The following is a 26,201-nucleotide window of genomic DNA, read 5'->3' on the forward strand; positions in this document are numbered from 1 at the left end:
CATGGCCTTCGACCTGGCGGCCCGCCTGGCCGAACGGCGCACTGCGGACCTGTATCGGCAGCGGCCGCTACTGGAAACCCCCCAGGGGCCAGAGGTGGTGGTCGACGGCCAGGCGCTGCTGGCCTTCTGCAGCAACGACTACCTGGGGCTGGCCAACCACCCCGAGGTGGTCGCGGCCTGGCGGGCTGGCGCCGAACGCTGGGGCGTCGGTGGCGGCGCCTCCCATTTGGTGATCGGCCACAGCACCCCGCACCATGAGGTGGAAGAAGCCCTCGCCGAATTGACCGGGCGCCCGCGTGCGCTGCTGTTCTCCACGGGCTACATGGCCAACCTCGGCGCCATCACGGCGTTGGTCGGGCAGGGCGATACCGTGCTGCAGGACCGTCTCAACCATGCCTCGCTGCTCGATGGTGGCCTGCTCAGCGGTGCGCGCTTCAGTCGCTACCTGCACAACGACGCGGCCAGCCTGGCCAGCCGCCTGGCCAAGGCCGCCGGCAATACCCTGGTGGTCACCGATGGCGTGTTCAGCATGGATGGCGACCTGGCCAACCTGCCGGCGTTGGCACGAGCCGCGCGCGCACGCGATGCCTGGCTGATGGTCGATGATGCCCATGGCCTGGGCACGCTCGGTGCCAATGGCGGCGGTATCGTCGAGCACTTCGGCCTGGGCGTGGAAGACGTACCGGTATTGATCGGCACCCTTGGCAAGGCCTGCGGCACCGCAGGTGCCTTCGTGGCCGGTAGCGAAGAACTGATCGAGGCGTTGGTGCAGTTCGCCCGGCCCTACATCTATACCACCAGCCAGCCGCCGGCGCTGGCCTGCGCCACGCTCAAGAGCCTGGAGCTGCTGCGCCGCGAGCGCTGGCGTCGCGAGCACCTCGAGGCGCTGATCCGCCAGTTCCGCCGGGGCGCTGAACAGATTGGCCTGGACCTGATGGACAGCCCGACCGCGATTCAGCCGATCCTGATCGGTGACAGCGCGCGCGCCCTGCAGTTGTCACGCATGCTGCGCGAGCGGGGCCTGCTGGTCACCGCCATCCGCCCGCCGACCGTACCTGCCGGCAGCGCGCGTTTGCGCGTGACCCTGAGCGCAGCGCACAGCGAGGCCCAGGTCCAGCTATTGTTGAATGCATTGGCCGAGTGTTACCCCTTGCTGGAGTCCGCCGATGCGTAACCGATTGATCCTTCTGCCGGGCTGGGGCCTGGGCACTGCTTCGCTGGAACCGTTGGCCGCGAGCCTGCGCGCGCAGGACCCGCGCTTGCAGGTCGAACTGCGGCCATTGCCGGAGCTCGCCGATGGCGATGTCCAGGCCTGGGTCGAGCGCCTCGACCGCACGCTGCCCACCGACAGCTGGTTGGGTGGCTGGTCGTTCGGCGGCATGCTCGCCAGCGCGCTGGCGCACAAGCGCGGCGACCATTGCTGCGGCCTGCTGACACTGGCCAGCAACCCCAGTTTCGTCCAGCGTCCGGATTGGGCCCATGGCATGGCGGTGGACACCTTCGGCACCTTCCTCGATGGTTGTCGCAGCCACCCCCAGGTGACCCTCAAGCGCTTTCGTACCCTGTGCAGCGAAGGCGCGCAGATGCCGCGCACCTTGTTGCGGCAATTGGGCATAGGCGTGCCCGACACCGACCCGTTGTACCTGGCCACAGGCCTCGAAGTCCTGGCCAAGCTCGATACCCGCAATGCCCTGGAGCAATACGGCGGGCCTCAGCTGCATTTGTTCGCCGGCAGCGACGCGCTGGTACCGGCAGAAGCGGCCAAGGCCCTTAGCGAACTGTTGCCGGACGTGGAAGTCGGCCTGGTCGAAGACAGTTCCCACGCCTTCCTGCTGGAATACCCACAGGAACTGGCAGCGGGCATCAAGAGTTTCCTGCATGAGAGTGGCGATGACTGACCTTTCCCGTCCGACCCTGCCCGGCACGTTGCCGGACAAGCGCCAGGTCGCGGCCTCGTTCTCCCGCGCAGCGGCCAGCTATGACAGCGTGGCGGCCTTGCAGCGTGCGGTAGGTATGTCCCTGCTCGAGCAGTTGCCGGCAGGCCTGCAACCTGCGTGCTGGCTTGACCTGGGTAGCGGCACAGGGCATTTCAGCCGAGCATTGGCCGAGCGTTTCCAGGGGAGCGCCGGCGTGGCGGTGGACATCGCCGAAGGCATGTTGCGCCATGCCCGTGAGCAGGGTGGCGCCCAGCATCATGTGGCCGGCGATGCTGAACGGTTGCCGCTGCGCGATGAAAGTGTCGACCTGGTGTTCTCCAGCCTCGCGGTGCAGTGGTGCAGCCAGTTCGCCAGCGTGCTGGGCGAGGCCTGGCGTGTGCTACGGCCAGGCGGTGTGCTGGCGTTCAGCAGCCTGTGCGTCGGCACGCTCGATGAGCTGCGCGCCAGTTGGCAGGCCGTGGACGGGCTGGTGCACGTCAACCGCTTCCGGCGCTTCGACGACTACCAGCGACTGTGCGGCGAGAGCGGCTTGCAGGTGCTTGGCCTGCAGCGGCGCCCCCATGTGCTGTATTACCCCGATGTACGCAGCCTGACCCATGAGCTCAAGGCCCTGGGCGCGCACAACCTCAACCCGGGGCGGCCATCCGGGCTGACCGGGCGGGCGCGCATGCAAGGTTTGTTGCAGGCCTATGAAAGCTTCCGCCAGCCGCAGGGCCTGCCGGCCACCTATCAGGTGGTGTATGGGGTATTGCGCAAACCGCTCGCAGGCGAGGTGTGACATGGGCCAGGCCTATTTCATTGCCGGTACCGACACCGACGTCGGCAAGACCACCATCGCCGCCGGGCTGCTGCACGCAGCACTGTCCCAGGGGCTGAGCACCTTGGGTGCCAAGCCAGTCGCCTCGGGGTGTACGGTGACGGCCAAAGGGCTGCGCAATGCCGATGCCCTGGCGCTGATCGACCAGAGCTCTGTGAAGCTGCCTTACGAACAGGTCAACCCTTTCGCCTTCGAGCCGGCCATCGCGCCCCATGTGGCGGCCCGCGAGGCAGGCGTAAGCCTGCAGGTTTCGACGTTGCTGGCCGCCATGCGCCATGTACTGGACCAAGGCGCCGACTTCACCTTGGTCGAGGGGGCCGGGGGCTGGCGGGTGCCGTTGTCTGGCCATGCCAACCTGTCGGACCTGGCCATTGCCTTGAAACTGCCGGTGATCCTGGTGGTGGGCGTGCGCCTGGGCTGCATCAACCATGCCCTGCTCAGTGCCGAGGCGATCGCCCGGGATGGCCTGCAGCTGGCCGGTTGGGTGGCCAATATCGTCGACCCGCGGACCTCGCGGCTGGAAGAAAACCTCGCCAGCCTGGCCGAGCGTCTGCCGGCCCCCTGCCTGGGCAGGGTGCCGCGGCTCAAGCAAGCCACGGCCGAGGCGGTGGCGGAGCACTTGCAACTGGATTTGCTGGACTAGCGCCACACGTTCACGCGCCTCTGTAGGAGCGGACTTGTTCCGCGGTCGGACATAAGCGCTCCCATGGCCACAGGCTATTGCATGGCATAAGGCTATTAGGGATTTAAACGGGCCTTTTCCGCCAATGGCTGCTTTAATGAGGCCTGCTATTCATCCAATTCTTTGGAGCCCTGACATGGAAATCACCGGTAGTACTGCCTATTACGCAGGCCTTGGCGCCCTCCAGGCCGGGCAGCACCGTGTCGACCAGGCTGCCAGTCAAATCGCCAACGGCACCGTCGAGCGTGCCGCCACCAGCCAGTCCAGCGATTACCAGGCCGAGCGCCTGCGCGCCGTCGACCGCAGCCAGCAGATGGATTTGGCCACCAGCAGCGTCGAGTTGGCCTTGGGCAAGCATCACGTCGAGCTTGGCGCCAAGATCGCCAAGGCTTCGGACGAAATGCTCGGGCGATTCATCGATACCTACGCCTGAATTCCCCGCGGTAGGGTGAAGGCGTCCTTCGTAAGAGCTTCGGTGTTGGTGAGATCGAGCGCCGCCCGCGCGGCGCATCGCGAGCTGCGCTCGCTCCTACGTTTGTTTCGGGCCAGTCCACCCTGCGGGTTTTTCGCGCGGACGCTTTGGCGTCTGACGCAATTTCGTGTCGTACGAACCAGGCGGTCGCGCGCGCCTGTCACAGGCGTTACTGGCCGTAAACAAACGTAGGAGCGAGCGCAGCTCGCGATGCGCCGCGCGGGCGGCGCTCGATCTCCCAAATACCGCCTATCTCAAGACCTGCGGCACCCAGGGCCGTTATGCCATGTTTCGCGGCATAAATGGCACCATAGTCCGTCCTTGACATTGGCCTGTGCTAAACGTAAGTTTCAAACAACTGTTTGACGCAAAGCCGCCAAGAGCTGGTCGGTGCCCGCGGTCTTTCCACCGGACTCATCACAGAGGTTCATCGCTATGCCTGATTACAAAGCCCCCTTGCGTGATATTCGCTTCGTTCGCGACGAACTGCTCGGCTACGAGGCGCACTATCAGAGCCTGCCGGGTTGCCAGGACGCCACGCCCGACATGGTCGATGCGATCCTCGATGAAGGCGCGAAGTTCTGTGAACAGGTACTGGCCCCGCTGAACCGCGTCGGCGACCAGGAAGGCTGCACCTGGAGCGAGTCGGGCGTTAAGACCCCGACCGGCTTCAAGGAAGCCTACAAGCAATTCGTCGAAGGTGGCTGGCCGAGCCTGGCCCATGACGTCGAGCACGGCGGCCAGGGCCTGCCGGAGTCGCTGGGCCTGGCCCTGAGCGAAATGGTCGGCGAGTCGAACTGGTCGTGGGGCATGTACCCAGGCCTGTCCCATGGCGCGATGAACACCATCTCCGCCCACGGCACGCCCGAGCAGCAGCACACCTACCTGACCAAGCTGGTATCCGGCGAATGGACCGGCACCATGTGCCTGACCGAACCGCATTGCGGTACCGACCTGGGCATGCTGCGCACCAAGGCCGAGCCCCAGGCCGATGGCAGCTACAAGGTGTCCGGCACCAAGATCTTCATTTCTGCGGGCGAACACGACATGGCCGAGAACATCGTCCATATCGTCCTGGCCCGCCTACCCGACGCCCCGGCGGGCACCAAGGGCATCTCGCTGTTCATCGTGCCGAAGTTCCTGCCCAACGCCGAAGGCGGCGTAGGTGAGCGCAACGGCGTGAGCTGCGGTTCCATCGAACACAAGATGGGCATCCACGGCAACGCCACCTGCGTGATGAACTTCGACGGTGCCACCGGCTACCTGATCGGCCCAGCCAACAAGGGCCTGAACTGCATGTTCACCTTCATGAACACCGCTCGCCTGGGTACCGCGCTGCAAGGCCTGGCCCACGCCGAAGTGGCTTTCCAGGGTGGCCTGAAGTACGCCCGTGAACGCCTGCAGATGCGCTCCCTGACTGGCCCGAAGGCGCCGGACAAGGCCGCCGACCCGATCATCGTCCACCCGGACGTGCGCCGCATGCTGCTCACGATGAAAGCCTTCGCAGAAGGTAACCGTGCGATGGTGTACTTCACCGCCAAGCAGGTGGACATCGTCAAGTACAGCCAGGATGAAGAAGAACGCAAGAAGGCCGACGCCCTGCTGGCCTTCCTCACCCCGATCGCCAAGGCGTTCATGACCGAAGTCGGTTTCGAAGCGGCCAACCACGGCGTGCAGATCTATGGCGGCCACGGCTTCATCGCCGAGTGGGGCATGGAGCAGAACGTGCGCGACAGCCGCATTTCCATGCTGTACGAAGGCACCACCGGTATCCAGGCCCTGGACCTGCTCGGCCGCAAGGTGCTGATGACCCAGGGCGAGGCGCTCAAGGGCTTCACCAAGATCGTCCACAAATTCTGCCAGGCCCAGGAAGGCAACGAAGCCGTCCAGGAGTTCGTCACGCCGTTGGCGGCGCTGAACAAGGAATGGGGCGAGCTGACAATGAAGATCGGTATGGCGGCGATGAAGGACCGTGAGGAAGTCGGTGCTGCTTCGGTGGATTACCTGATGTACTCCGGCTACGCCTGCCTGGCCTACTTCTGGGCCGATATCGCCCGCCTGGCTGCGGAAAAACTGGCCGCCGGTACCGACGAAGTCGCGTTCTACACCGCCAAGCTGCAGACCGCGCGCTTCTACTTCCAGCGTATCCTGCCGCGCACCCGTGCCCATGTGGCCGCGATCTTGTCCGGTGCCGACAACCTGATGGCGATGAAGGAAGAAGACTTCGGTCTGTCCTGCTAAACCGCCCGGCTGTACCAGAAACCGTCTGTCCTGACCGGCAGGCGGTTTTTTTTTGGCTGCGTTTGATGGAGTGGGGCTTAGGGTGGGGCGAAGATCGCGCGCCACCCGCGCGGGCGTTTGCCCGACGCGCATATTCATCTATTCATGTGCGCTGCCGATGAACTAAAGGCACAATGCCATTATTGATCTGCCGGGTCGGAGATTGCCTTTTGTTTCGTCTATCCGCTGTACGCGCGAGCCACTTCCTGCCCTCGCTGTTCCTGTTGCTGGGGGGGTTGGCGGCGGCCTATGTGAAGGACCTCAATGTGTTCTTCACTTCCTTGTTCAACGTGCTGCCCACCCTCGTGCTGCTGCTGGGTGGAGCCTATTGCGCGGTGTATCGAAGGCAGCGCGAGCTGTTCCTGATGGTCACGGTGTATATCGCCTATTTCTTGCTCGATACCCAGACCGATTTCTACCGCGACAACGGTAAGGTGCGCGAGGACGCGGCGGTGGTGTTCCACATGGTCTGCCTGCTGTTACCGGCATTGTTCGGGCTGTACGGGGCCTGGCAGGAGCGCACTCACCTGGCCCAGGACCTGCTGGCGCGTTTCGCGGTGCTGTTCGCGGTGGGCAGCGTGGCGTTGGCCCTGGAGCAGCGCTACCCGGACGCCCTGCTGGGGTGGTTGGCGGAGATTCGCTGGCCTTCGCTGCATGGACAATGGATGAGCCTTGTCCAGCTGGCATACCCCGTGTTCCTGGGCATGTTCATCCTCCTCGTGGTGCAGTACCTGCGCCAGCCAAGGCCTTTGCATGCGGCGCAGGTCATCGGCCTGCTGGGCATCTTCTGGATGCTGCCCAAGACCTTCATCCTGCCGTTCACCCTCAACATCATGTGCAGCCAGGTGATGCTGATGATCGCCGCAGCGGTGTCCCACGAGGCCTACCAGATGGCGTTTCGCGACGAACTGACCGGCCTGCCGGGCCGTCGGGCACTGAACGAGCGCTTGCAGCGGCTGGGGCGCAACTATGTGATCGCCATGACCGACGTGGACCACTTCAAGAAATTCAACGACACCCATGGGCATGATGTCGGTGACCAGGTACTTCGCCTGGTCGCCAGCCGGTTGGGCCGGGTGACCGGAGGAGGGCGTGCCTACCGCTACGGCGGCGAGGAGTTCGCCCTGGTATTTGCCGGCAAGACTGCCGAGGAATGTACGCCGCACCTGGAGGCCGTGCGCGAGATGATCGCCAACTATGCGATCCAGCTGCGCGACCGGAACAACCGCCCACAGGACGACTCGGCAGGGAGGCAGCGCCGCGCTGGGGCGCCGGGCAATGCGGTATCGGTGACCATCAGTATCGGCGTCGCCGAGCGCCAGGCTGCCCATCGCACGCCGGACGACGTGCTCAAGTCCGCCGACCAGGCGCTCTACAGCGCCAAGGGCGCGGGTCGCAACTGTGTCATGGTGTTTGGCGAGCATTCCAGGCGTGGTGCAGTACGCATGGCGTGACTATGTGTGACTATTTGGTCGCGTGATGACCCTATGTCTCGCAAACGTTGTTCGGGTACACTCGTTTCACCTAGTGCCGCGGTCCTGCCGGATCGCCCCGACCCTTATAGCGAGAGGTTGTCATGGCTGACTATAAAGCGCCCCTGCGCGATATGCGTTTCGTTCTGAATGAAGTCTTCGAGGTCGCCAAGCTCTGGCAGCAATTGCCTGCCCTGGCCGAGGCTGTCGATGAAGAGACCGCCATGGCCGTGCTGGAGGAAGCGGGCAAGGTCACCAGCAAGACCATCGCCCCGCTGAGCCGCAGTGGCGATGAAGAGGGGTGCCATTGGGAGAGCGGCGCCGTACGCACGCCGGCAGGCTTCATCGAGGCCTACAACACCTACGCCGAAGGTGGCTGGGTGGGCGTCGGGGGCGACCCGCTGTTCGGCGGCATGGGCATGCCCAAGGCGATTTCCGCTCAGGTCGAGGAGATGGTCAACGCTTCTAGCCTGGCCTTCGGCCTGTACCCGATGCTGACTGCCGGGGCGTGCCTGTCGATCAATGCCCATGCCAGCGAAGCGCTGAAGGAAAAATACCTGCCCAACATGTATGCAGGTGTGTGGGCAGGCTCCATGTGCCTGACCGAGCCCCATGCCGGCACCGACCTGGGTATCATCCGCACCAAGGCCGAGCCCCAGGTAGACGGCAGCTACAAGGTCAGCGGTACCAAGATCTTCATCACCGGCGGCGAGCACGACCTGACCGAGAACATCATCCACCTGGTGCTGGCCAAGTTGCCGGACGCACCGGCCGGGCCGAAGGGGATCTCGTTGTTCCTGGTGCCGAAGTTCCTGGTCAACGACGATGGCAGCCTGGGCGCACGTAACCCGGCCAATTGCGGGTCGATCGAACACAAGATGGGCATCCAGGCCTCGGCGACCTGCGTCATGAACTTCGACGGCGCCACCGGCTACTTGGTGGGCGAGGCGAACAAGGGCCTGGCGGCGATGTTCACCATGATGAACTACGAACGCCTGGGTGTCGGTATCCAGGGCCTGGCGTCGGCCGAGCGCTCCTACCAGAACGCTGTCGAATACGCCCGCGAGCGCTTGCAGAGTCGTGCGCCAACCGGGCCCCAGGCCAAGGACAAAGCGGCCGACCCGATCATCGTTCACCCCGATGTCCGCCGTATGTTGCTGACCATGAAGGCGTTGATCGAAGGTGGCCGCGCGTTCTCCACCTACGTTGCCATGCAACTGGACAGCGCCAAGTACAGCGAAGACGCCATAACCCGTAAGCGCAGCGAGGACTTGGTGGCACTGCTGACGCCAGTGGCCAAGGCCTTCCTCACTGATCTGGGCCTCGAGTGTGCGGTGCACGGTCAGCAGGTATTCGGCGGCCATGGCTACATCCGCGAGTGGGGTCAGGAGCAGTTGGTGCGTGATGTGCGTATCACTCAGATCTACGAAGGCACCAATGGCATCCAGGCCCTGGACTTGATGGGGCGCAAGGTGGTGGGCAATGGCGGTGAGTTCTACCGCCTGTTCTCCGACGAGATCCGCCAGTTCATCGCCAGCGCCGGCTCCGAGCTGGGCGAGTTCACCACCCCGCTCGCCGCATCGCTCGAGCAACTCGACGGGCTCACCGAATGGGTGTTGACGCAGGCCAAGGGCAACCCCAACGAAATCGGGGCGGCATCGGTGGAATACCTGCATGCCTTCGGTTACGTCGCCTACGCCTACATGTGGGCCCTGATGGCTCGCGCTGCGCTGGCAGGTAAGGGCGACGAGGCCTTCTATGCCGCCAAGCTGGGTACCGCACGCTTCTATTTCGCTCGCCTGTTGCCGCGTGTGGGCTCGCTGGTGGCCTCGGTCAAGGCGGGCAGCGAAACGCTCTACCTACTCGACGCCGCGCAGTTCTGACCTGGTTGGTGTAAGCCCGCTCCTACAGAGCCCTGGCGGTGAAGTAGGAGCGGGCTTTTTTGTGGATGGCTTTTAACAAGAAGTTACATTCATGTGTGATTTTGTAAGCTATCTCCTACACGACGTGACGGTGTTTTTCCTCTTTCCTAAGATTGGATCCACGGTTAATCTTTCTCACAAGGACGTAGCGCAGGAAGCGCAAAGGACAGAACAGGGACACGTAGGATTCCTGCCAGGACGGTGGGGCGATAGGGATGTCGAAGGGAAACAGTCTGGGAAACCCCGCTTAGGCGGGGTTTTCTTTGTGTGCGTTTTTTTCAGCCAAGCACGTCCAGGGGCGACATGCCGGGCTGACGTACGTCGGCCTCTTCTTCCAGCAATGTGCGCAGCAACTCCACCGAGGCCTGCTGGCGTTGGGCATCGCGAAATACCAAGCCTACCTTCAGTGGTACCCGCGGTTCGCTCAAGGGCTTCCACAGCAATGTCTGGTCGTCTTCTCCTACATCCTTGGCCCGCCCAGGCAAGATGGTCGCCAACGCGGTGTGCGCCAGGCTGTCGAGAATCCCTGCCATGTTGTTCATCTCTGCCTCCACCTGCGGCCTGCGCCCCAGGTTGGCCAACTGGGTCTGCCAGATCTGGCGCATCTGGAACTCCTCGCCGAGCATCAGCATGGGCAATTCCGCAGCCTGGCGTACCGAGACCTTCTTGAAATCCTTCAGGGGGTGGGTATTGGGGATGACCAACTGGAGTTCGTCTTCATACAGCAACAGGCCATGCAAGCCAGGTTGGCGGGGTGGCAGGTAGCTGATACCGAGGTCCAGGCTGCCGTTGAGTAGGCGCCGCTCGATTTCCATCCCCGACAGTTCATAGATCTGCACCACCAGGTGCGGCTGAGCTTTGCGCACACGTTCGAGCAACTGCGGCACCAGGCTTGGCCGCAGGGTGCGCATGACGCCGATGGCCAGGGTACGCAGGGCTTGGCCCTTGAAGTTGCGCATGGCCTCGTGGGCGCGCTGCAGGCCATCGAGCAACGGCAAGGCATGGTTGTACAGGGTGTGGGCGGCCAGGGTGGGCAACAGGCGCTTGTTGCTGCGCTCGAACAGGTTCAGGTCGAGGCTGTGCTCGAGGTGGCGGATCTGCTGGGAGAGTGCGGGTTGAGACAGCGACAGGCGTTCGGCGGCCCGGCCCACATGGCCTTCTTCATACACAGCGACGAAATAACGCAACTGACGAAAATCCATAAGATCCACTTATCGAAAAAGCTGGAAAAACCAAATGGCCGCGAACCCGCGACAGGCCTAGTCTATCGCTGTATTCCGGCGGCTTACAGCAACCTTTGCAGCTATTGTTACCCGCCCGGAAAAAGATTTTTGATAGGCCAGGCAAAATAAACCTTTCTCATAAGCCTTGGCTGCCTTCTACCGTGCATGGCTGGAGCCCCGATGAACCTGTTCAACCTGCGCCGATCGCCCCCGGTGGTCGCCGAGCCCAAGCGCGCGCTCGTGAGCGAGCCGCTGGCTGCGCCCCTGTCTCGCGAGCGGCTGATGCCAAGCGCAGAGCGGGCGCCGCAGGTGTTCGTACGTGGGCAGGGCTCCTGGTTGTGGGATGACCAGGGGCACGCCTATCTGGATTTCACCCAGGGTTGCGCGGTCAATAGCCTGGGCCACAGCCCCAGCGTGCTGGTCAAGGCCCTGGCCAACCAAGCGCAGGCGCTGGTCAACCCCGGGGCGGGTTTTCATAGTCGCGGCCTGCTGACGCTCGTCGACCAGCTGTGCCAGAGCACGGGCAGCGACCAGGCCTACTTGCTCAACAGTGGGGCCGAGGCCTGCGAGGGCGCAATCAAACTGGCGCGCAAGTGGGGCCAGCTGCATCGCAATGGCGCCTATCACATCATCACCGCCAGCCAGGCATGCCACGGGCGTAGCCTGGGCGCCCTGTCGGCCTCCGACCCGCTGCCATGCAATCGCTGCGAGCCCGGCCTGCCAGGCTTTAGCAAGGTCCCATTCAATGACCTGGCGGCCCTGCATGCGGCCGTGGACTCGCGCACCGTGGCGATCATGCTCGAGCCGATTCAGGGCGAGGCCGGTGTGATCCCTGCCACGGTCGAGTACCTCAAGGGTGTCGAGCAGCTGTGCCGCGAGCTGGGGATCCTGTTGATCCTCGACGAGGTCCAGACTGGCATCGGTCGTTGTGGCGCCTTGCTCGCCGAACAGACCTACGGCGTACGCGCCGACATCATCACCCTGGGTAAAGGCTTGGGGGGGGGCGTGCCGCTGGCGGCCCTGCTGGCCCGTGGCACAGCGTGTTGCGCCGAGCCTGGCGAGCTGGAGGGCAGCCATCATGGCAACGCCTTGATGAGCGCCGCAGGCCTGGCAGTACTCAAGACCGTGCTGGAGCCTGGTTTCTTCGAGCACGTGCAGGATAGTGGCCGCCATCTGCGGGAAGGGCTCAGCCGGCTGGCCGGTCGGTACGGCCAGGGCGAGGTGCGTGGCCAAGGGCTGCTCTGGGCCTTGCAGCTGCGCGACGAACTGGCCAGGGAACTGGTCGAGGCCGCGCTGCATGAGGGCTTGCTGCTCAATGCGCCGCAGGTGGACGTGGTGCGATTCTCTCCGGCACTGACCGTGAGCAAGGGCAATATCGACGAGATGCTCCTGCGCCTGGCCCGGGCCTTCGCCCGCCTGCATGTCCAGCAACACAGCCGCCGCGAGGCATCGGCCTGAATGGCCGCCGCGGCGTAGCGAATTTCAACGAACCGTCTCGCGTTCCTGCGCATCGCCCTTGGCCTGCAGTTTTTGGCCCGGGGCGTTTTTTTTGCCCGGTGGATGCGTGTGATGCCTATCGCCGGCAAGCCGGCTCCCACAGGTTCAGCGGTATCTACAACAGCAGCGCAGGGCAGGTGGGAGCCGGCTTGCAGGCGATGGGCACAACGCAGTCCGCCGCTGTCCATGGAGGAACCTTGGAGGAATGCAGCTAGTCTCTAGTGAAACCTATCAAGGAGAGCATTGCATGGACTTCATTCGCATCATCATCGCCATCATTCTTCCGCCGCTGGGCGTGTTCCTTCAGGTGGGCTTTGGCGGTGCGTTCTGGCTGAACATCCTGCTGACGTTGCTCGGTTACATTCCCGGCATCGTGCACGCGGTTTATATCATCGCCAAGCGGTGACATCGCTGGGGCCGCCATGCGGCCCCAGGGCGCTACCTGCCTAATACCCGGCAATAGAACTTCCATTCTTCTTCCAGCGCATGGGCCAGGTGCCTTGCCTGGCGAAACCCATGCCGCTCACCGGCATAGAAATGCCCCTCGGCCTCGACGCCGTTGGCCTTGAGCGCGTCGAGCATGGCGCGGGTCTGCTCTGGCACCACCACGGCATCCAGCTCGCCCTGGAAGAAGACCACCGGCGCCTTGATCCGCCCGGCATGCAGCAGGGGTGTGCGTTGCCGGTAGCGCTCGATGTCACGTTCAGGGTCGCCGATCAGCCAGTCCAGGTAGTCGCCTTCGAACTTGTGCGTGGCGCGGCCCAGGGCGACCGGGTCGCTGACACCGTAGAGGCTGGCGCCAGCGCGGAACACGTCATGGAAGGCCAGGGCGCACAAGGTGGTATAGCCGCCGGCACTGCCACCGCGGATGAACGCCTTGTGCGGGTCGACCAGGCCCAGCCCGGCCAGGTGAGCGACAGCGGCGCAGGCGTCCTGCACGTCGAGTTCGCCCCAGCGCAGGTGCAAGGCGTGGCGGTAGGCACGGCCATAGCCGGTGCTGCCGCGGTAGTTGAGGTCGGCCACGGCGAAGCCACGCTGGGTCCAATACTGGATGCGTGGGTCGAAGACGGGGTAGCAGGCCGAGGTCGGGCCGCCGTGGATGAACACCACTAGCGGAGATGGCCCTTCCTGGTCTCTGGCCGGGTAGTAGAAACCATGGGCCTCGCCATCGCCGCTGGGGTAGCGAATCGGGCGCGGGCGGCTGACCCGGGCGGCGGGTATTGGCAGGCCACCGCCAGCCAATACCCGGGCATGCCCGGTCTGCCGGTCGAAGGCGATGACCGCCGGTGGATTCAGTGGCGAGGCGGCGATGGCATAGACGTGCCGCTCATCCAGGGCCAGGCTGCGAAAACGCGTGTAGTCGCTGCCCAAGCGCTCGACTGCCCCGTCCCGGCTGCGCAATCCCAACAGTCCGAAACCGTTCTCGAACCAACTGGCAAGGTAGGCGTCTGGCCCGAGCGCCAGCCAGGTGCTCGCGCCCAGCTGCCAAGGCGCGGCGGCATGATCCGTAGCGATAGCCGGCAAGGGCTGCCAGGCACCGTCGACTTCACCCCAGGGTTGCCAATAGCCGTCGCGGTCGGACAGGCAGTACAGCCGGCCCTGGGTATCGAAGCGCGGCTGCTGTAACGACGCCTGCTGGCCAGCATCGCCTGCGATACAACGGGCTGGGCCCCAGCCACCTTGGCGGTCGCGCTCCCGGCACATCAGACGGGTAGCGGTCCAGGGTTGCTCGGGGCGATCCCATTCGACCCAGGCCAGGCGCCGGCCATCGTCGCTGAGCGTAGGCGAGGCATAGAAATCCGCGCCTTCGGCCAATACCTTCCGGGCCTCGGCGCTGATCGCGACCAGCCGGTGCTGCACCTGGCTGGCATGGGCCTCCTCCACCGCGAATACCCAACCCTCATGCCACAGCACATCGCCATAGCGGCATTGCGCAGCTTGGGTCAGCGGACGTGGCACCGAGCCGTCGAGGGCTTGGGTATACAGCTGCTGGTCGCTTTCATTGACGAACACCAGCCCGTCGCCGCCAAGGCAGAAACTGCCACCGCCATATTCATAGACCCGGCTGCGCGCACTGAAACCGTCGGGCGTCAGGCAATGGGCCTGTTCGTTGCGCCAGTGCCAAAGGCGGCAGGCACCATCGGCGGGGCGGAACTCGTTCCAGAACAGGCCGGCGGCGCCGACCTTGAGTTCGGCGAAGTCGGTGCCGGCAGCCACGGCCTGGGCAGCACTGAAATCAGCCTCGGGCAATGACATGGGAGTTGCGCTCATTGCGGAAGGTCATCTCTTCGATGGTCTGCTGGGCGGTCTCGGCTTCTTCACGGGCCTTGAGGATGAGGCCGTGGTCGGCCGACTTGGCGCACACCGGGTCGGCATTGCTGGCATCGCCGGTGAGCATGAAGGCCTGGCAGCGGCAGCCGCCGAAGTCCTTTTCCTTTTCGTCGCACGAGCGGCATGGCTCGGGCATCCAGTCGTAGCCGCGGAAGCGGTTGAAGCCAAAGGAGTCGTACCAGATGTGCCGCAGGTCATGCTCGCGTACATTGGGAAACTGCACCGGCAACTGGCGTGCGCCATGGCAGGGCAGGGCGGTACCGTCGGGGGTGATGGTGAGGAACAGGCTGCCCCAGCCGTTCATGCAGGGCTTGGGGCGCTCCTCGTAGTAATCCGGTGTGACGAAGATCAGCTTGCAGGGGTTGCCGGCCGCCTTGAGCTTCTCGCGGTAGTCGTTGGTGATGCGCTCGGCCCGTTCCAACTGTGCGCGGGTAGGCAGCAACCCCAGGCGATTGAGGTGCGCCCAGCCATAGAACTGGCAGGTGGCAAGTTCGACGAAATCGGCTTCCAGGGCGATGCACAGTTCGATGATGCGGTCGATCTTGTCGATGTTGTGCCGATGGGTGACGAAGTTCAGCACCATCGGGTAGCCGTGGGCCTTTACCGCCCGGGCCATCTCAAGCTTCTGGGCGAAGGCTTTCTTCGAGCCGGCCAGCAGGTTGTTCACCTGCTCGTCGCTGGCCTGGAAGCTGATCTGGATATGGTCCAGGCCAGCCTGCTTGAATGCGGCGATCTTCTGCTCGGTCAGGCCGATGCCCGAGGTGATCAGGTTGGTGTAGTAGCCAAGGCGCCGCGCCTCGCCGATCAGCTCGACCAGGTCCTGGCGCACCAGCGGCTCACCGCCCGAGAAGCCCAGCTGGGCCGCGCCCAGCTCGCGGGCCTGGGCCATCACGCTGAACCACTGCTCGGTGGAAAGCTCCTGGCCCTGGGCGGCGAAGTCCAGCGGGTTGGAACAATACGGGCACTGCAGTGGGCAGCGATAGGTCAGCTCGGCCAGCAACCACAGCGGCAAGCCAACCTCGGGCTTGGCCGGCACGTCAGGCGAGGACGATCCAGTGTTCGGCACGGGCCACCTCCATGAACTGCTCGATATCGTCGGCCACTTCCGGGATACCGGGGAACTGGCGCTCCAGTTCGGCGATGATCGCTGCCACGTCACGCTGCCCATCGATCAACGCACCGATCAGGCCCGCGCTTTCGTTGAGCTTGATCATGCCCTCGGGGTAAAGCAGTACATGACCCTTCTGCGCCGGCTCATACTGGAAACGATAGCCCGGACGCCAGGTCGGCACTTGTTGACGGTCGAAACTCATAGGGCGATCCCCTTGTGCCAGGCCCGCTCGTTGGTAACGGTGTGGTAGGGCGGGCGGTTCAATTCATAGGCCATGCTCATGGCATCGAGCATGGTCCACAGGATATCCAGCTTGAACTGCAGGATCTCCAGCATACGCTCCTGGCCCTGGCGGGTTGTGTAGTGCTGCAAGGTGATCGCCAGGCCGTGTTCGACATCACGCCGGGCCTGGCCCAGGCGGGTGCGGAAGTATTCGTAGCCGGCCGGGTCGATCCAAGGGTAGTGCTGGGGCCAGCTGTCCAGGCGCGACTGGTGGATCTGTGGGGCGAACAGCTCGGTCAGCGAGCTGCTGGCGGCTTCCTGCCAGCTGGCGCGGCGGGCGAAGTTGACGTAGGCGTCCACGGCAAAGCGCACGCCTGGCAGCACCAGTTCCTGGGAGCGCAACTGCTCCGGATCCAGGCCCACGGCCTGGCCCAGGCGTAGCCAGGCCTCGATGCCGCCATCCTCGCCCGGGGCGCCGTCGTGGTCGAGCAGGCGCTGAATCCACTCGCGACGTACTTCGCGGTCCGGGCAGTTGGCCAGGATCGCCGCATCCTTCATCGGGATGTTGACCTGGTAGTAGAAGCGATTGGCCACCCAACCCTGGATCTGCTCGCGGGTGGCGCGGCCTTCGTACATCGCCACGTGGTACGGGTGGTGGATATGGTAATAGGCGCCCTTGGCGCGCAGGGCCTGCTCGAACTCGGCAGGGGACATCGGCAGTGCGTCGCTCATTCGGCGGACTCCTGTTATGGCGAGGTCTCTGTAGGAGCGGGCTTGCCCCGCGATCAAGGGCGAAGCCCTTGCCATGTTCCGGCGTTCTGCCGGGGGCGGCCCTGTCGCGGCACAAGGCCGCTCCTACAAGGGGCGAGCAGCCCCCCTTACAACTCGATACTCATACCGTCGTAGGCAACTTCGACGCCCCGGCGTTGCACTTCGGCCCGTTCGGGGGACGCTTCGTCGAGGATCGGGTTGGTGTTGTTGATGTGAATGAGCACCTTGCGCTGGCGAGGGAAGCCCTCCAACACCTCGAGCATACCGCCTGGGCCATTCTGCGCCAGGTGGCCCATCTCGCGGCCGGTACGGGTGCCTACGCCCCGACGCTGCATTTCGTCATCCTCCCACAGCGTGCCATCGACCAGCAGGCAGTCGGCGCCTTGCATCATCTGCAGCAGCTTGTCGTCGACCTGGCCGAGGCCTGGGGCGTAGAACAGCTTGCCGCCGGTGCGCAGGTCCTCCACCAGCAGGCCAAGGTTGTCCCCTGGGTGCGGGTCGAAGCGGTGCGGTGAATAGGGCGGCGCGGCGCTGCGCAGGGGGAAGGGGGTGAACCTGAGGTTCGGGCAGGCTGGGATGACGAAGTTGCCTTGCAGCTCGATGCGGTTCCACACCAGGCCACCGTTCCAGTGGCTGAGCATGTTGAACAGTGGGAAGCCGGTGGTCAGGTCCTGGTGGACCATGTCGGTGCACCAGACCTGGTGTGGGCAGCCTTCACGCAGGCTGAGCAGGCCGGTGGTGTGGTCGATCTGGCTGTCGAGCAGGATGATCGCGTCGATGCCGGTGTCGCGCAGGGCGCGGGCGGGCTGCATGGGTGCGAAGCCCTGCAACTGCGCGCGGATGTCCGGCGAGGCGTTGCACAGGACCCAGTGCTCACCGTCATCGGAGAGGGCAATGGACGACTGGGTACGTGCCGTGGCGCGCAGGGTGTCGTCGCGGTAGCCCTTGCAGTTGGCACAGTTGCAGTTCCACTGGGGAAAACCGCCGCCAGCGGCGGAACCGAGGATCTGGATGTACATGGCCCCTCTCTGTGCAAAGCCGTATGCAGAAAACGAAAACGCCCCGGCGGACCGAGGCGTCGAAGCGCTGCGGTAATCAGCGGTTGGCGAAGTACATGGTCACTTCGAAGCCGATACGCAGGTCAGTGTATGCAGGTTTGGTCCACATGGGCGTTCTCCTTCCGGATGGGGTTGGGGTGGTCAGCTACTTGTTTGGCGCCGCCTGAAGAAGGAGGTTCCATTGGCTGAGATTGCGCTATCTTACAAGAAAAATTTGTACCGAAAGGTTAATTATTCGAAAAGTGCCATTGCAGTCTCCGTAACAATCCTGCGGATTTCACTGCCCATGCCCATCAGGTGCCGGACCATTGGCCAGGCACAGCCAGCCATGATCGGCAGCCAGCAGTGCATGCCTGAGATCATCGAGTTGTTCTTGCGTTGTATTCAGGATAGACCGCTGCATGAGGTCGAGGTCGTCAGCTTGTGTCGCCAGGTATGTCTGCCACGCCCAGTCGGCGACCTCGGCATTGGCCATGGCGCTTTCCTCGAATTGCGCGGCCAGCGCCTGGCGGGCTTCGCAGGCCAACGGCAGGTCTTCTGCCAGCAGCTTTAGTACATGGCCAAGGATCTGCCCGAGACTGGTGTTGGGCGACTGCACGCCGAAGAGCAGGCCACCGACCCCTTCGACCTGACGAAAGGCACTGAACACGGCGTAGCCCAACTGCAGCTCGACGCGCAGGCGCTGGTAGACGGGCCCTTGCAGCAGATGGGCGAGCAGGCGGCCTGCGGCTTGCAATGGTGCAGGCACTGGGCAAAACAGCAGCAGAGCCTGTTCGTTGCTCTGGGTCTCTACCTGCTGCCACTTGCGGCCCTTGAAGGGTTCGGGTGAAGCAAGGCCGGTCGGCAGGCCCGGCAGTGTTTTCAAGGTCGCTCCCAGGGCCGATTGTGCGGCCTTGTCGAAGCCCACCAGTAACCCGTGCCAGCGAGCGGCCTGCCATAGCTCGCCCGGCCATTGCTGCGCTGCTGCAGGGGCGGGCTGGGTCATGCCCCGGACGGCAGCGGGCAAGGCCTTGAGCAGCATACGGAGCGGGATCAGCTTGGGCTCCGGCGCGCAGGGCCGTGCATGGGGAGCCTTCGCGGCGGCCCTTAGCAGCGGCAGGGCTTCCTTCATCGTATGCACGACGGCTTCCGGTAGACCTGCGCAAGTCAGCTGCCAGCAATCGCCAATGGCGATGAATTCCAATTTCACCGAAGCACGCTCGGCGCGCTCGACCAAGGGCTGCAGTGCATGCACGAACACCGGTTGCAAACGTGAGCGTGCAGCCGACGAGACCTGCCAGCGCAGGTAGAGCGCGGCGAACCGGCGTGATGGGGGCAGGCTGGTGCTGATGGCCAGCCCCTTGGGCAATGGCGCTCTGTCATGCGGGTTGAAGCCGGGCTGGAGCAATGGCTCGGCTGGAGGGAGCTGCCATCGACCATGCTTTCTGCCTGGCAAGTTGTGCAACAGCGCGCTGAACGCCTGCAGACCTTGCTCATCCAGCCCTTGGAAAGGCAGCCCCATGCTGTCTCGGCGAGCCAGCTCCAGGGCATTGGCTGCTTGTTCGCGGTTGTCTTGCAGGCGGGCGAACAGTTCGTTCAAGCCCTGCGGATCCGCTTTGCGCAGGAAGCCCAGCCAGCCGTGCAACGATGCCTGGACCTGCTCGGGTGGGGCGTTTTCGCTTAACTGCAGGTGCAGCGCCCAGAGCAATTGACCTGCGTGGGCGTACAGAGACTCGACTTTCGAACCTTGCAGCCAGCCTTGTTCGCGTACGTAGCCCAGCCAGCTGCCGGGGCGATTGTCGCTGAGGCACGTGCGCAATAGTTCGAAGGCTTGCTCAGCTTGCGCAGGCAACTGCTCGTGGGCGAACACCAGGTCCAGTGTGCCATCCCGTACGACCGGAGAGGCCATCGGTTCGCAGAGAAGGGGTGGCACAGGTGCTCGTGCAGTACGCTTGCTGCTCGGAAACAGCGAGGCGAAGTGCAAGCCCAGCGCCTGCAGAGCATCCAGTGGCTGGGGGCCGCACAGGCTCAGGATGATGTGGCCACCTTGGTAGTACGTCTGGTGGAACTGTCCGAGCCCCCGCTGGAACGCTGGGTCGTGAATGGGCAGGGTGTGCCGGTTGCCCGCCTGGAAACCGCTCAACGGATGGCGGGCGGATACGCGCTGGAGCAAGGCGAATTGCCGCTGGGCCTCGGGGCTGCGCGACCAGGCGATGAACTCCGCGTGGATCACTTCCCGCTCACGATGCTGGCGTTCGATACCGAGGTCGGGCTCGACGAGCATCTGGCAGAGACGCTCCAGCCCGCCTGCCAGGGCGGTGGGCGGGACTTCGAAGAAGAAATCGGTGGTGCGCTCGCGGGTGCTGGCGTTGACCTGGCCGCCCAAACCCTGGACGTAGCGCATCAGGCCGTCTTCCAAGGGAAAGCGGGCGTTGCCGAGGAAGAACAGGTGCTCCAGGAAATGCGCCAGGCCAGGCCACCTGGCCGGGGCGTCATGGCTGCCGGCGTGTACCCGCAGCGCCGCCGCGGCGCGTTTGAGACGCGGGGCATGGCGCAGGGTGAGCTGCAAGCCGTTGGCGAGAGTGAGGTGGCGGGTGGCGTCTGGCATGGGGTAATGCTAACGCATTTGTCGGCCCAGTCGCGGGACAAGCCCGCTCCCACACGGGTTGCGCCCGGGCTTACCCCGCGATTGGGCGGCCCAGCGGCCCGCGGTTCCTACAGGGATTACTATCCGTTGTGGGAGCGGGCTTGTCCCGCGATTGGGCCGAATAGCGGCCCGGATCGATCTCCCCCGTTACGCGAATGCAGCTCTTGCCGCAGATCCGTCAAGTAGGGAAACGCCGCGCGTCCGCGCACGACCCGCTCTCGATCCAGCTCTGCCAACAGCAGCCTCTCCTCTCGCTCAGCGATTGCCAACACGTCCCCATCCGGCCCAACGATACTGCTCTGCCCGCAGTACCGGATCTCGCCTTCCGCCCCACAGTAGTTGGCGTATACCAGGTAGCACTGGTTCTCCTGGGCTCGCGCGCGCACGGTGACCTGGCAGATGAAGTCGTAAGGCTCCATGTTCGCGGTCGGCACTAGGATCAGCTCGGCGCCGGCCAAGGCCAGGCGACGTGCATTCTCCGGGAATTCGATGTCGTAGCAGATCAGCATGCCGAGCTTCCAGCCACCTAGCTCGACCACCGGGAAGTGATCGGGGCCAGGGCTGAACATGGCGCGGTCCAGCTCACCGAACAGGTGGGTCTTGCGGTAGTTGCACAGGCTGCGCCCCTGGGCATCGATCAATTGCACGCTGTTGTAGATCGCGCCGTCCTCGGCCTGTTCGGGGTAGCCGTAGACGATGGCGATGCGGTGGGCCTGGGCGATTTCCACCACTGCCATGGCCGACGCGCCGTCATTGGCCTCGGCCAGGCGTTGCACGGCTTGCAGGCCAATGTTGTAGCCGCTCAGGAACATCTCCGGGCATACCAGCAACTGGGCGCCGCGGGCGGCCGCCAGCTGCGCCTGCTGGTGCAGCCGCTCAAGGTTGCCGGCCACGTCCAGTGGCCGGGGCGTGCCCTGGTAGAGCGCGATGCGCATGGTGCCTCCTTGTCTTCAGTCGGGCAGGGCGATCGGCCCGATCTCGTGGAAGACGTCGCCTGGGCCTGGGTTCTCCGGGTGGGTCTTGCCACCGAAGTGGTTCATGATACCCCACACGGCATTGAGCGACGTTTGCACCGCCCCTTCCACCCAGGCCGGTGTCCACGACACATCATCGCCGGCGATGAAGATACCGCGCTGCTCGGCCGGCATGTCCTGCTGCATGAAGTGCGCATACATGCGCTGGTTATAGCGGTAGTGCCCCGGTAGCGCGCCTTTGAAGGCGCCGAGGAAGTACGGGTCGGCTTCCCAGGAGATGGTGATCGGGTCACCGATGATGTGGCCGGCGATATCGGTCTTCGGGTAGATCTTCTTCAGGGCATCGAGCGCCAGCTGCACGCGTTTCTCGGTCGGGTGCGGCAGCATTTTCAGGGCGTCGCTCATCCAGGCATAGGACAGGCAGATGACACCAGGCTTGTCGTCGCCGTTGTCGAATAGGTAGGTGCCACGGGTCAGGCGGTCGGTGAGCGTCATGCTCATCAGGTCGCGGCCGGTCTCCGGGTCCTTGTCCTTCCAGAACGGTCGGTCGACCATGACGAAAGTCTTGGACGATTGCATGTAGCGGGTGCGGTCCAGGGCCATCCACATTTTTTGCGAGAACAGCGACTCCTCGCAGTCGATCTGGGTGGTCAGCAGCCAGGTCTGGCAGGTGGCGAGCACGGCCGCGTAGTGGCGGGTGTCACCCCAGTTGTCGGTGACCGCCAGGCTGCCATCGCTGGCGCGGTGGATGCGCTTGACCCCGGCGCGCGGTGCACCGCCGTGCAGCGAGCTGAGGCTGGTGCCGGCCGGCCAATGGGCGCAGCGCTCCGGCACGTGGCGCCAGATACCCTGCGGCACCTGCTCTACGCCGCCGACCACCAGATGCTGGTGGTCGTCGCAGTTGGTCATCACCACGCGGAAGATTTCCAGCATCGAGTTGGGGAAGTCCGAATCCCAGCCGCCAGTGCCAAAGCCGACCTGGCCGAACACTTCGCGGTGCTGGAAGCTCAGCTTGGCGAACGAGCGCGAGGTGGCGACGAAGTCATAGAAGGTGCGGTCGTCCCACAGCGGTACCAGGGTGTTCCACAGCTCCTTGAGGCGCGGCACGTCGCGGTCGCGGATGGCCTGCTGGATATCACCGAACTGGGCGCCGCTTTCCAAGGCATCGGCCCAGGCATCGGCCACCTCCTGGAACAGCGCCGGCAGGTCGGAGATCTTCTCGGCGTAATAGGTCTGGCCTTCCAGGTCGATCACGGTGCTGCCCGAGGCTGGCGTCAGCGGGTTGGGGAATGGCTTGGTCTCAAGGCCCAACTTGTCGACATAGTGGTAGAAGGCCGTGGACGAGACCGGGAAGCGCATGCCGCCCAGCTCGGCGACGATGCCGTCGGTGCCATTGAAAGCCTGCGAGCGCAGGCGCCCACCCAGCTTCGATGCCTCGTACACCACGGGCTTGAGGCCCAGCTTCATCAGCTCGTAGGCCGCCACCAGGCCCGCGATGCCGCCACCGACAATCGCCACCTCCTCACCGTGGCGCTCTGCCGGGATGCTGCCCAGGCCCGCGGGGTGCTCCAGCCAGTCGTCGAAAGCGAAGGGGAAGTCCGGGCCGAAGATGGTGATGGGTTTCTTGCCGTCGGCGGGGTGGCGGTTTTTCTTGTTCATGTGATGACCTTGCCAGGGGCTGCGCAGGGGCGGAGCCTGAGTATAGGAAATTGCCTGGAGGCCATTTTAGGGAGTGGGGTGTTCGTAATTAAGGTGCAGAGTGGCGTCGTTATGTGTGGATGATCGTCTAAACAATCGTCCTTTTGCACATAATGACGACAGGCATGAGCCCGTGCATCAACTCAGCCCGGTTGCCCCCGGTCGACCTTGCTGCTGAGGATGATGGAGGTGGTGGTCTTCTCCACCCCTTCCAGGCTGCCGATCTGGTCGAGCAGTTGGTCCAGCTGTTCGGGCGAGTCGCTGCTGAGCCAGGCGACGTAGTCGAATTCGCCGCTGACCGCGCACAGTTGCTGGACCTGCCCCATGGCGGTGAGCCGGCGCACGATGTCCTTGCCCGAGCGGGGTTGTGCCTTGATGCCCACATAGGCTTGCAGCCCGCCGCCGATCAGGCGCTGCCCCAGGCGCACGCCATAGCCGGTGATGACCTTGCTCTTTTCCAGGCGCTCCAGGCGCGAGTTTACCGTCGTACGGGCGATGCCCAGCTGGCGGGCGAGGGTGGCGACGCTTTCGCGCGCGTTGATCTGCAGCAGGGCGATCAACTGGCGGTCGATTTCGTCGAGGGCGATGGGACGGATGTCGGACATGATGGGTCTCTTTTGTCAGCGGCGTAGCCTAGTATTGGACGGCTAGCGTGCGCAAGAAGGCCTCTGACTCCTATCGTGATGAAAATACAGCGGTTGGCTTGCGGTGCACGTGGATGCGCTCCATCATCGACCCTCAGCTCTGCAAGCAGGCCCACCAGTGACATTCGAAGAATTGCTCGAATGTTGGCGCACGGAAGTCTCCAACAAGAAAAGCCAGGCCGGCGTACCAGTCTGTTCTTCAACGTGCTTCGCCGTGCGCGCAAGGACAATAAGTTGCGCTACCTGTTCTGGTTCCGCTTCGCCCAATACTGCCATGGCAAGGGAGGCGCATGTGCGGCCTATGCACATCGGCTCAATGAACGTTTGAACCTGAAGTATGCCGTCGACATTGGCCTGGAGGCTTCGATTGGGCCTAGGGTGCGTATCGCTCACTTGCCGGGTGTGGTGATCAGTGGCCATGCTCGAATCGGACGCAACCTGTTCATTCGCCAGAACTGCACCATCGGTATCAAGACATTGGGGCTTAAGCGTTATCGCTTGGAACTGGGCGACAACGTCAGCATCGGTGCGAACAGTTGCGTGATTTCTGATGATGTTCTCATAGGCGACAACGTGACCATCGGTGCCATGTCGTTGGTCAACAAGCCTATTCCCGACAACTGCGTTTTCTACAACCAGCGCACTGCCGTTGTCATCGAGAGATGACCTCAAAAACGGCGACCTCCCAGTAGGAGCGGGCTTGTCCCGCGATGGGGCGCGTAGCGGCCCCAACTGCTCAAACAGACAGCATTATCCCAAAGGCTCTAGTTGACCATGCCCCTGAATGTCTCGAGCGTGATCTTTGGCACCACACTCTCCGGAATCCGAGAAGGGGCAGACAGGTTGTAGATTCTGAAGCGCTCGCCAACGACTTGCCGTGCCGTCAGCTCGAAGGAGGGCAAGATTCGCTCTTCAAAATGCTGGTCCAGGCCACAAGGCGATTTGTGCGAGTCGTCCTTTTCATAGAAACGCCCTGCCGACTGGTTCAGATCGACGCCTACGAGGAATACGCGGGTAAAACCCACGTGATAGGCAATCTGTAGCGCCACGTAGGCCACCGTACGGGCATCGAAGAACCCGTGGGAGAGATCCTTGCTGAAGCCCAGCGAGCGAGCACGTCTATCCAGGCTGTTTCGATTGCGTACAAGCGCCTGGTCTCGATGAACATAGCGCTGAAAGAAAGACAGGTCAGGAGCTTTGTGCAGGAAAAAAACCTCACCGGCCGGTGGTGCGGGCAGTGTTTCGTACTGATCCTGCCACATCGCCACCCGCCGGCTCTTTGCCATGGCTTGTGCAAACAACTGGGGCTGCTGGCGTGAAAAGTCCCGATCCGTGCATACATAGAAAAACGGGTTCGTCCCTGCCGCGTCCAGCATTGCGATAGAGCCGTTCATGGCGAGGATCGGCACGTTGGGGAATTCATCGATGGGAAAATGCTTTGCCGAGGCGCCCGAGGCCAAAAGGATGACCGGACCGCTCGCAATATTCCGACACTTTTCGAACTCCTCGGCTCGTGCGGACGAGGAGGAAGCAGTACGCATGGAATCGCTTGTTCTCTAGGCTGATGGATTCAACGAATGTTACATAATCCGCAGCGCACTGTCCGCTCTGCTTGCGCTATACCTGTCGGCCTTGGTTAAACAGAGCAACAGAACTCATGAACGGTATATAAATGGCCTCGATCCAATTTTTAGGGGTCAGCGCTTGTCTGCCATCGAGTTTTGAAACGCAAGCACGCAATGGTTTTGGCATGTCGAAAACAAAGGATTTGAGTCAACTGGATGTTGATGGCGTATTTTGCATCAGTCTTCGCGAGCGCGAAGACCGGCGCGCGTTGCTAACGCAAGAATTCCACGGCAGTGGCCTCGCGATTGAGTTCCTCATCGTCGAGCGCGACCAGCAAAGCCCGGAACGTGGATGCTTCGATTCCCATATGAAATGCGCGCGGTTGGCGCTGGAACGAGGCTATCGGCGTGTGCTGGTGCTGGAAGATGACGCGACGCTGGTGCCGTTCGGCATACAGCAAGTCAGCCAGATCAATGCGTTCCTGAACAAGCAATCGCCTGAGTTGTTCTATCTGGGCGCCAACCTTGGCCGGGTATGGCTCACCTGGTACAGAGGGGTGGCAAGGGTGCGTACCAAAGGGACGCATGCCTATATTTTGTCGAGCGAGGGGTGCCGACATCTGTTGAGTCATGCCCCTTATTCCGGCACGGCAATCGATAAAGTGTTTTCGAAAAAATTCAGGGCCTACATGGCGTTCCCAATGCTGAGCCAGCAGCAGCCTGAGGAAATCGCCCCAAGCGACGTGCTGGCCGCCCGATCCCTGGATGGTACGTTCCCAGATGCCGAGTTCTGGGCGAACAACTGGCGAAAGCAGTACACCCAGGTGTTCCAGAATTTCGGGAAAACCCTGTTGCGCCGCGATATTTAGCTCGTGTGTTCAGGATGTCAGCTCGATATC

At 63.5% G+C, this 26,201-nt stretch carries 23 protein-coding genes and 1 pseudogene; 12 read left to right on the plus strand and 12 right to left on the minus strand.

The genetic code is table 11. The features are described from left to right. The first annotated feature begins 1 nt into the window (after nt 1). The 8 genes from bioF to ACXHGZ_RS00575 all read left to right on the plus strand — a co-directional run bounded on the left by bioF (nt 2) and on the right by ACXHGZ_RS00575 (nt 9,543). Entirely contained in the window at nt 2-1,174 is a 1,173-nt protein-coding gene (gene bioF, locus ACXHGZ_RS00540; protein ID WP_480461908.1) for an 8-amino-7-oxononanoate synthase, read from the plus strand. Beyond that, entirely contained in the window at nt 1,167-1,898 is a 732-nt protein-coding gene (locus ACXHGZ_RS00545; RefSeq protein ID WP_084856252.1) for an alpha/beta fold hydrolase, read from the plus strand. The genes bioF and ACXHGZ_RS00545 overlap by 8 nt, the downstream gene beginning before the upstream one ends. Then, a complete protein-coding gene (gene bioC, locus ACXHGZ_RS00550) occupies nt 1,891-2,715 on the plus strand; it encodes a malonyl-ACP O-methyltransferase BioC (RefSeq protein ID WP_480461910.1) in 825 nt (274 codons plus the stop codon). The genes ACXHGZ_RS00545 and bioC overlap by 8 nt, the downstream gene beginning before the upstream one ends. A 1-nt stretch (nt 2,716) precedes the next feature. After that, on the plus strand, nt 2,717-3,397 hold the full coding sequence (gene bioD, locus ACXHGZ_RS00555) for a dethiobiotin synthase (RefSeq protein WP_480461912.1): 681 nt from the start codon (nt 2,717-2,719) through the stop codon (nt 3,395-3,397). Nucleotides 3,398-3,572: 175 nt separating this feature from the next. Further along, nucleotides 3,573-3,869 (plus strand): pyrroloquinoline quinone biosynthesis protein PqqE, encoded by a 297-nt coding sequence (locus tag ACXHGZ_RS00560; RefSeq protein WP_224457694.1) that lies wholly within the window; start codon nt 3,573-3,575, stop codon nt 3,867-3,869. A 474-nt stretch (nt 3,870-4,343) separates the two neighbouring features. After that, nucleotides 4,344-6,149, plus strand: a complete 1,806-nt coding sequence (locus tag ACXHGZ_RS00565) for a phenylacyl-CoA dehydrogenase (protein WP_480461914.1) — start codon at nt 4,344-4,346, stop codon at nt 6,147-6,149. Between the two features lie 209 nt (nt 6,150-6,358). Further along, nucleotides 6,359-7,642, plus strand: a complete 1,284-nt coding sequence (locus ACXHGZ_RS00570) for a GGDEF domain-containing protein (protein WP_084856243.1) — start codon at nt 6,359-6,361, stop codon at nt 7,640-7,642. A 122-nt stretch (nt 7,643-7,764) separates the two neighbouring features. Further along, on the plus strand, nt 7,765-9,543 hold the full coding sequence (locus tag ACXHGZ_RS00575) for an acyl-CoA dehydrogenase C-terminal domain-containing protein (protein WP_480461915.1): 1,779 nt from the start codon (nt 7,765-7,767) through the stop codon (nt 9,541-9,543). 317 nt (nt 9,544-9,860) lie between these two features. Here the strand turns inward: ACXHGZ_RS00575 and ACXHGZ_RS00580 are convergent, their stop codons facing one another. Beyond that, complete coding sequence (locus tag ACXHGZ_RS00580; RefSeq protein WP_480461916.1) at nt 9,861-10,784, minus strand: LysR family transcriptional regulator; 924 nt, start codon at nt 10,782-10,784, stop codon at nt 9,861-9,863. 201 nt (nt 10,785-10,985) lie between these two features. On the opposite strand from ACXHGZ_RS00580, the gene ACXHGZ_RS00585 reads away from it, so the two are divergent. Both ACXHGZ_RS00585 and ACXHGZ_RS00590 read left to right on the plus strand, forming a co-directional pair. After that, on the plus strand, nt 10,986-12,263 hold the full coding sequence (locus ACXHGZ_RS00585) for an aspartate aminotransferase family protein (RefSeq protein WP_480461917.1): 1,278 nt from the start codon (nt 10,986-10,988) through the stop codon (nt 12,261-12,263). A 286-nt stretch (nt 12,264-12,549) separates the two neighbouring features. Continuing rightward, the gene (locus tag ACXHGZ_RS00590; protein WP_009681539.1) at nt 12,550-12,708 is read left to right on the plus strand and encodes a YqaE/Pmp3 family membrane protein; all 159 of its coding nucleotides are present in this window, start codon (nt 12,550-12,552) and stop codon (nt 12,706-12,708) included. A 32-nt stretch (nt 12,709-12,740) separates the two neighbouring features. Here ACXHGZ_RS00590 and ACXHGZ_RS00595 read toward each other — a convergent pair whose 3' ends face one another. From ACXHGZ_RS00595 to ACXHGZ_RS00640, 10 genes and pseudogenes are all read right to left on the minus strand, one after another. Further along, complete coding sequence (locus tag ACXHGZ_RS00595) at nt 12,741-14,573, minus strand: S9 family peptidase (protein ID WP_480461919.1); 1,833 nt, start codon at nt 14,571-14,573, stop codon at nt 12,741-12,743. Beyond that, nucleotides 14,539-15,699, minus strand: coding sequence for a pyrroloquinoline quinone biosynthesis protein PqqE (pqqE, locus tag ACXHGZ_RS00600; RefSeq protein WP_480461920.1), 1,161 nt, complete (start codon nt 15,697-15,699; stop codon nt 14,539-14,541). The genes ACXHGZ_RS00595 and pqqE overlap by 35 nt, the downstream gene beginning before the upstream one ends. Beyond that, complete coding sequence (pqqD, locus tag ACXHGZ_RS00605; protein WP_480461922.1) at nt 15,671-15,946, minus strand: pyrroloquinoline quinone biosynthesis peptide chaperone PqqD; 276 nt, start codon at nt 15,944-15,946, stop codon at nt 15,671-15,673. The genes pqqE and pqqD overlap by 29 nt, the downstream gene beginning before the upstream one ends. Next, a complete protein-coding gene (gene pqqC, locus ACXHGZ_RS00610; RefSeq protein WP_084856227.1) occupies nt 15,943-16,698 on the minus strand; it encodes a pyrroloquinoline-quinone synthase PqqC in 756 nt (251 codons plus the stop codon). The genes pqqD and pqqC overlap by 4 nt, the downstream gene beginning before the upstream one ends. Nucleotides 16,699-16,844: 146 nt before the next feature. Then, a complete protein-coding gene (gene pqqB / locus ACXHGZ_RS00615) occupies nt 16,845-17,756 on the minus strand; it encodes a pyrroloquinoline quinone biosynthesis protein PqqB (RefSeq protein WP_480461923.1) in 912 nt (303 codons plus the stop codon). A gap of 76 nt (nt 17,757-17,832) precedes the next feature. Further along, complete coding sequence (pqqA, locus tag ACXHGZ_RS00620; protein ID WP_003243383.1) at nt 17,833-17,904, minus strand: pyrroloquinoline quinone precursor peptide PqqA; 72 nt, start codon at nt 17,902-17,904, stop codon at nt 17,833-17,835. A 168-nt stretch (nt 17,905-18,072) separates the two neighbouring features. After that, nucleotides 18,073-20,382, minus strand: a complete 2,310-nt coding sequence (gene pqqF, locus ACXHGZ_RS00625) for a pyrroloquinoline quinone biosynthesis protein PqqF (RefSeq protein WP_480461925.1) — start codon at nt 20,380-20,382, stop codon at nt 18,073-18,075. A gap of 182 nt (nt 20,383-20,564) precedes the next feature. Beyond that, nucleotides 20,565-21,356 (minus strand): annotated as a pseudogene (locus tag ACXHGZ_RS00630) (carbon-nitrogen hydrolase family protein); the annotation flags it as partial. 15 nt (nt 21,357-21,371) lie between these two features. Beyond that, on the minus strand, nt 21,372-23,054 hold the full coding sequence (locus ACXHGZ_RS00635) for a flavin monoamine oxidase family protein (protein ID WP_224457704.1): 1,683 nt from the start codon (nt 23,052-23,054) through the stop codon (nt 21,372-21,374). Nucleotides 23,055-23,236: 182 nt separating this feature from the next. Then, a complete protein-coding gene (locus tag ACXHGZ_RS00640) occupies nt 23,237-23,698 on the minus strand; it encodes an Lrp/AsnC family transcriptional regulator (RefSeq protein ID WP_084856216.1) in 462 nt (153 codons plus the stop codon). A 273-nt stretch (nt 23,699-23,971) separates the two neighbouring features. Between ACXHGZ_RS00640 and ACXHGZ_RS00645 the strand changes: the two genes are divergently transcribed. Next, nucleotides 23,972-24,403: a serine acetyltransferase gene (locus tag ACXHGZ_RS00645; RefSeq protein WP_480461926.1), complete on the plus strand. Its 432-nt coding sequence runs from the start codon at nt 23,972-23,974 to the stop codon at nt 24,401-24,403. A 98-nt stretch (nt 24,404-24,501) separates the two neighbouring features. On the opposite strand, the gene ACXHGZ_RS00650 is transcribed toward ACXHGZ_RS00645, so the two are convergent. Next, complete coding sequence (locus ACXHGZ_RS00650) at nt 24,502-25,278, minus strand: WaaZ-like lipopolysaccharide core biosynthesis protein (RefSeq protein ID WP_480461927.1); 777 nt, start codon at nt 25,276-25,278, stop codon at nt 24,502-24,504. 131 nt (nt 25,279-25,409) lie between these two features. On the opposite strand from ACXHGZ_RS00650, the gene ACXHGZ_RS00655 reads away from it, so the two are divergent. Beyond that, nucleotides 25,410-26,171: a glycosyltransferase family 25 protein gene (locus ACXHGZ_RS00655; protein WP_480461929.1), complete on the plus strand. Its 762-nt coding sequence runs from the start codon at nt 25,410-25,412 to the stop codon at nt 26,169-26,171. Nucleotides 26,172-26,201 lie beyond the last annotated feature (30 nt).

It is taken from the genome of Pseudomonas shiyinii, from assembly GCF_056725765.1.

Bases quoted from the DNA above. Each gene is read 5' to 3' on its own strand.
- bioC (WP_480461910.1), top strand. From the start codon at position 1,891: ATGACTGACCTTTCCCGTCCGACCCTGCCCGGCACGTTGCCGGACAAG.
- ACXHGZ_RS00565 (WP_480461914.1), top strand. From the start codon at position 4,344: ATGCCTGATTACAAAGCCCCCTTGCGTGATATTCGCTTCGTTCGCGAC.
- ACXHGZ_RS00635 (WP_224457704.1), bottom strand. From the start codon at position 23,054: ATGAACAAGAAAAACCGCCACCCCGCCGACGGCAAGAAACCCATCACC.
- ACXHGZ_RS00545 (WP_084856252.1), top strand. From the start codon at position 1,167: ATGCGTAACCGATTGATCCTTCTGCCGGGCTGGGGCCTGGGCACTGCT.
- ACXHGZ_RS00560 (WP_224457694.1), top strand. From the start codon at position 3,573: ATGGAAATCACCGGTAGTACTGCCTATTACGCAGGCCTTGGCGCCCTC.
- ACXHGZ_RS00650 (WP_480461927.1), bottom strand. From the start codon at position 25,278: ATGCGTACTGCTTCCTCCTCGTCCGCACGAGCCGAGGAGTTCGAAAAG.
- ACXHGZ_RS00585 (WP_480461917.1), top strand. From the start codon at position 10,986: ATGAACCTGTTCAACCTGCGCCGATCGCCCCCGGTGGTCGCCGAGCCC.
- pqqF (WP_480461925.1), bottom strand. From the start codon at position 20,382: ATGCCAGACGCCACCCGCCACCTCACTCTCGCCAACGGCTTGCAGCTC.
- ACXHGZ_RS00580 (WP_480461916.1), bottom strand. From the start codon at position 10,784: ATGGATTTTCGTCAGTTGCGTTATTTCGTCGCTGTGTATGAAGAAGGC.
- ACXHGZ_RS00575 (WP_480461915.1), top strand. From the start codon at position 7,765: ATGGCTGACTATAAAGCGCCCCTGCGCGATATGCGTTTCGTTCTGAAT.
- ACXHGZ_RS00590 (WP_009681539.1), top strand. From the start codon at position 12,550: ATGGACTTCATTCGCATCATCATCGCCATCATTCTTCCGCCGCTGGGC.
- ACXHGZ_RS00655 (WP_480461929.1), top strand. From the start codon at position 25,410: ATGGCCTCGATCCAATTTTTAGGGGTCAGCGCTTGTCTGCCATCGAGT.
- bioF (WP_480461908.1), top strand. From the start codon at position 2: ATGGCCTTCGACCTGGCGGCCCGCCTGGCCGAACGGCGCACTGCGGAC.
- pqqB (WP_480461923.1), bottom strand. From the start codon at position 17,756: ATGTACATCCAGATCCTCGGTTCCGCCGCTGGCGGCGGTTTTCCCCAG.
- pqqC (WP_084856227.1), bottom strand. From the start codon at position 16,698: ATGAGCGACGCACTGCCGATGTCCCCTGCCGAGTTCGAGCAGGCCCTG.
- pqqD (WP_480461922.1), bottom strand. From the start codon at position 15,946: ATGAGTTTCGACCGTCAACAAGTGCCGACCTGGCGTCCGGGCTATCGT.
- bioD (WP_480461912.1), top strand. From the start codon at position 2,717: ATGGGCCAGGCCTATTTCATTGCCGGTACCGACACCGACGTCGGCAAG.
- ACXHGZ_RS00640 (WP_084856216.1), bottom strand. From the start codon at position 23,698: ATGTCCGACATCCGTCCCATCGCCCTCGACGAAATCGACCGCCAGTTG.
- ACXHGZ_RS00595 (WP_480461919.1), bottom strand. From the start codon at position 14,573: ATGAGCGCAACTCCCATGTCATTGCCCGAGGCTGATTTCAGTGCTGCC.